The sequence below is a fragment of the Sphingomonas sp. CCH5-D11 genome, from assembly GCF_001557395.1.
GTDB lineage: Bacteria > Pseudomonadota > Alphaproteobacteria > Sphingomonadales > Sphingomonadaceae > Sphingomonas.
This window is the reverse complement of sequence record NZ_LSKH01000237.1, coordinates 1-5,193: the sequence shown is the minus strand read 5'-3', so window position 1 is coordinate 5,193 and position 5,193 is coordinate 1. Positions and strand designations below refer to the sequence as shown.

General features: G+C 68.0%; 3 protein-coding genes. All 3 read left to right on the top strand.

Annotated features, from left to right (window positions below; all coding sequences use genetic code 11):
• Nucleotides 1–490 (top strand): hypothetical protein (locus AX702_RS22625; protein WP_197420628.1); only part of this gene is annotated, 490 nt, incomplete at its 5' end.
• Between the two features lie 113 nt (nucleotides 491–603).
• Nucleotides 604–3,372, top strand: a complete 2,769-nt coding sequence (polA, locus tag AX702_RS14825; RefSeq protein ID WP_066780850.1) for a DNA polymerase I — start codon at nucleotides 604–606, stop codon at nucleotides 3,370–3,372.
• A 324-nt stretch (nucleotides 3,373–3,696) separates the two neighbouring features.
• Nucleotides 3,697–5,193 (top strand): lipopolysaccharide biosynthesis protein (locus tag AX702_RS14820; RefSeq protein ID WP_066780848.1); only part of this gene is annotated, 1,497 nt, incomplete at its 3' end.

Sequence of the window (5,193 nt, the reverse complement as noted above, 5' to 3'; positions counted from 1 at the left end):
CGCGCCGCCACCCCCGCCGCTGACCGACATGCCCGAGGTGGCGCCGGCCGCGCCGCTCGCCGATGCGCCAGCGCCGCTGACCGACGAGCCGGTGGCCGCCGCCGCGCCGCTGCAGGCGTCCCCAGCCGCCGAAGCGCAGCCGATGCCGGCGACCCCGGCCGGCGCCGCTGCCGAACCGGCACCCGAGCAGGCGCCGGAGCCGGCACCCGCGCCGACCGTCGCGCCAGCCGTGCCGGCGGGGCATGCGCCGGGAGAAGCGCCGGTCACGCAGATCAAGGGCCTGGGCCCGAAAGTGGCTTCGATGCTGGCGGAAATGGGCATCGTCACCGTGGGCGAGCTTGCCGCGCTGGATCAGCGCGCCGCGGAAGATCTGGATGCGCGTCTCGGGCCGTTCACCGGCCGCATGGGCCGCGACCGCTGGCTGGAACAGGCCAAGCTGCTGGCCGCCGGCGACATCAAGGGCTTCGAGGAGCGCTTCGGCAAGCTGTAGTCACCCGCGCCGTTCGCCCCGCGCATGGCCGACGGACCAGCGGCGGCGGCGTGCGCGCCGGACCGGTGCTTCCGCAATTTGTGGGCCGCCGCACGATCCGCTAAGCGGCCACCATGCCGCATCTCTATCTCGTCGATGGCTCCAGCTTCATCTTTCGCGCGTATCACGTGCTGCCGAAGCTCACCAACAAGCACGGCGAGCCGGCCGGCGCCGTTTATGGCTATACCACCATGTTGTGGAAGCTCGCCAATGACCTGCACAAGGCGGACGGGCCGACGCATCTTGCAGTGATCCTCGACAAGTCGGAGCATACGTTCCGCAATGACATGTACGACCAGTACAAGGCGCAGCGGCCGCCCGCGCCGGAGGATCTGAAGCCGCAATTTCCGATGATCCGCGATGCGACTCGCGCCTTTTCGCTGCCGTGCATCGAGGAACTGGGCTGGGAAGCGGATGACCTAATCGCGTCGTACAGCAAGGCCGCGCTGGCGCAGGGCTGGCAGGTGACGATCGTCAGCTCCGACAAGGATCTGATGCAGCTCTTGACCGAGCCGGGCATCGACATGCTCGATACCATGAAGGACAAGCGTTTCGGCCCGCCGGAAGTGGTGGAGAAGTTCGGCGTCGGGCCGGACAAGCTCGGCGACGTGCTGGCGCTGATGGGCGACAGCGTGGACAATGTGCCGGGCGTGCCGGGCGTGGGGCCGAAGACCGCGGCGAAGCTGATTCTGGAACATGGCAGCGTGGAGGGCGTGCTTGCCGCGGCGCCCGAGATGAAGAAGGGCAAGCTGCGCGACAATCTGATGGAGCATGCCGAGATGGCGCGATTGTCGCGCAAGCTGGTTGAGCTGGCGTGCGACGTGCCGCTGCCCCAGCCACTGGAGGAAATGGCGCTTGACGGCATTCCCGAGGCACCTTTGCGCGCGTTCCTGGAGCATCACGGGTTCAAGTCGCTGCTTGCCAAGCTTGCCGCGGAGCAGAATGAGGGTGTCGATCCGACCCCGGCAGAGCCGACCGGCGTGCCGCAGGAGGAAGAGCCGCCGTGCAACCACGACGGCTATGAGACGGTGGTCGACGAGGCGGCGCTGGACGAATGGATCGCGGCGGCGCGGCACCAGGGCTGGGTGGCGATCGATACGGAGACGACCGCCAAGGATCCGATGCTGGCGGAGCTGGTCGGCGTATCGATGGCGCTGGCGCCGAACCGCGCATGCTATGTGCCGCTGGCGCATGGTGGCAGCGACATGTTCGCCGAAAAGCCGGTGCAGATCGACCGCGACGTGGCGCTGGCGAAGCTGAAGCCGCTGCTGGAGGACCCGGCGGTGCTCAAGATCGGGCACAATCTGAAGTACGATCTGATCGTGCTGGCGCGGCTGGGCGTCACGGTGGCGCCGTATGACGATACGATCGTGATGAGCTTCGATCTCGATGCCGGCTTGCACGGGCATGGCATGGACGAGCTGGCGGCGACGCATCTGTCGCACAGCTGCATCGCCTACAAGGACGTGACGGGGACGGGGAAGAAGGCGATCGGCTTCCACGAAGTCGATCTGAAGGCCGCAACCCGCTACGCCGCCGAGGATGCCGACGTGACGCTGCGGCTGTGGCGGCGGTTTCGCGCGCGATTGCCGGTGGAGCGCGCGACGCGGGTGTATGAGATGGTCGACCGGCCGCTGGTGTCCGTCATCGCGCGAATGGAGCGGCACGGGATCAAGGTCGATCGCGAGCGGCTGGCGGGCCTCTCCACCGAGTTCGCCGGGCAGATGGCCGAGCTGGAGGGCGTGATCCACGGGATCGCGGGTGCGCCGTTCACGATCGGCAGCCCCAAGCAGCTCGGCGACGTGCTGTTCGAGAAGATGGGCATCAAGGGCGGACGCAAGGGCAAGAGCGGCGTCTATTCCACCGACGTCAACGAGCTGGAGCGGATCGCGGCGGACAAGGACTCGCCCGGCAAGGAGATCGCCGCGCGGGTGCTCGACTGGCGGCAGCTGTCGAAGCTGAAGTCGACCTATACCGACTCGCTTCAGGAGCAGATCAATCCGGCGACCGGGCGCGTCCACACCAGTTACTCGCTGACCGGCGCGCAGACCGGGCGGCTGTCCTCGACCGATCCGAACCTGCAGAACATCCCGATCCGCACCGAGACGGGGCGGCAGATCCGCGACGCGTTCGTGGCGGAGCCGGGCAACGTCATTCTGGCGGCGGACTATTCGCAGATCGAGCTTCGGCTCGCGGCGCACATGGCCGACGTGCCGGCGCTGAAGGAAGCGTTCGCGCGCGGCGACGACATCCATTCGCTGACCGCGCAGGAGCTGTTCGGGACAGTCGATCGCGACACGCGCGGGCGGGCCAAGACGATCAACTTCGCGATCCTTTACGGCATCAGCCGCTGGGGACTGGCCGGGCGGCTGGATGTGAGCGCGGACGAGGCGCAGGCGATGATCGACCGCTATTTCGAGCGCTTCCCGGGGATCAACCGGTACATCGCCGAGACGCTCCAGGCGGTGCGCGAGCAAGGGTTCACCGAGACCTTGTTCGGCCGCAAGACGCATTTCGCGCGGATCAAATCGAAGGTGCAGCACGAGCGGCAAGGCGCCGAACGCGCGGCGATCAATGCACCGATCCAGGGGACAAGCGCCGATATCATCAAGCGCGCGATGGCACGGATGGAGCCGGCGCTCGCCGAAGCCGGGCTGACGGGGACGCGGATGCTGCTCCAGGTGCACGACGAACTGGTGTTCGAGGTGCCCGAGGGTGAGGTCGAGGCCGCGAAGCCGGTGATCGAGCGGGTGATGGCGACCGCGGCGGAGCCGGCGGTGAAGCTGGACGTGCCGCTGGCGGTGGAGATCGGGACGGGTGCGAGCTGGGGGGCGGCGCACTAGTGGGTGGCCGTTCGACTTACTCGCTGCGTCACCCAGGCCCCTTCGGCGGAGCTCAGGACAGGCTTGCGCCGGGGGCCAAGGCTCCGCGGGCGCTGCGCTTCGACTTTGCACGTCAGCGTTCGCTGCACGTTGGACCCCGGCGCAGGGCCGGGGTGACGGTTGGTTTTGGGACGAACCGTCCTCGTCATGCCGGGCCCTTCGGCGGAGCTCAGGACAGGCTTGTACCGGCATCCACTGGTCCGCACATCCACCGTTCGTGGGGTTCGCGGACGGCTGGATGCCAGCACAGGGCCGGCATGACGATGTTTGTTGTGGCGGCGATCCGTGGCTGAAACCTCTCAGGACATCGCGCAGCTGGCCAAGGGCGGGCGCACCAATGTTGCGGGGTTCATCCTGCGGCTGGCGGCGCGCATCCCTTTCCTGTTCATCGCGGGGCGGCTCTACGGGCCGGACCTCGTGGGGCGGTTTGCCATTGCCGTCGTGGTGGTGGAGCTGGCCGCGCTGGTCGCCACGCTGGGGCTGAAGCGAGGGCTGGCGCAGGCGCTTTCGCGTACCACGCGGCCGCATGTCCATGTCGTCGCCGACGGGCTGGTCGTCGCCGCCTTGCTGTCGCTGGCGGCGAGCGCGGTGCTCTGGTCCTTCCCGGAGATCATGTACCCCAATACGCCGATCGTCGGGCTCGACCGCTGGCTGGGGCTGATCGTGCTCGCGATCGCCTGGTCGGACGTGAGCCTGGCGGCGCTCGCTTATCGGCTGAACGTCAAGGCAGCCGTCACCGCACGGGCGGTGGTGGAGCCGTGGACGATCTCGATCGCGGCCTGGGCGTTCTCCTTCTTCACCACGCGCGACGGGCTGGTGCTGAGCTATGTCGCGTCCATGACGGCGGCGCTGATTGCCTCCATCGTCCCGCTGGTGCGCAGCTATGGCCTGCCGCGCGGCTGGGTGCCGCACCTCACCGACCTTTTGGCGATGATCCGCGACAATATCCCGCTCGCCGGCGCAGATGCGTTCGAATGGGGCACGCGCAACGTCGACCGGTTCATCCTGGGCGTGATGTTCGAGCCCAAGATCGTCGGCATCTATTACATGGCGCAGCAGGTCGCGAGCCTGCCGCAGAAGCTGAAGACATCGTTCGACCCGATCCTGGGGCCGGTTATCACGCAGAGCCTTGCCGCCAATGACCTGCCGGCGATCGCGCGGCAGGTGCGGCAGGTGGCGTTCTGGATCATCGCGGCACAGGGCTGCCTGACGCTCATGGGTTCAATCCCCGGCGAAGCGGTGATGGGGATCGTGGGGCCGCAGTTCGTGGCCGGCACCGCGGCGCTTGTTTTCCTGCTCACGGCCGAGGTGCTCGCCTCCACCGGCGCGGTTTGCGAAACGGCGCTGGTCTATACGGCGCGGCACCGCAATCTCATCATCTCGGCCATCATGCTGGCGTTCCAGATCGGACTGAGCTTCGCGCTGATCCTGTGGATGCGCGCGCTCGGCTGGCCGGAGGCCTATCAGGCGGCTGGCCCGGCGATCGCGCTGATGGCGAGCCTCGCGCTGACGTCGGTGATCAAGGCCTGGCTGCTGGGGCGTATCCTTTCTGCGCCCGTGTCGCCGCTGCGCTGGCCGCTGGTATGGGCGACGCTGGCGGCGATCATCGTGGGCGCCGGCTTCACCTCGCTCCCCCACCGGTTCGAATGGGTGGAGATCGTCATCGGCATTCCGGCGATCGCCGGCGTGTATCTGTTCATCCTGTGGCGCTGGGCATTCGGACCGGCGGACCGGGCGTTGTTCGGCAAGATGCCGTCCGCCGACGAGGCGACGCTGCCGAAC

Bases quoted from the DNA above. Each gene is read 5' to 3' on its own strand.
- polA (WP_066780850.1), top strand. From the start codon at position 604: ATGCCGCATCTCTATCTCGTCGATGGCTCCAGCTTCATCTTTCGCGCG.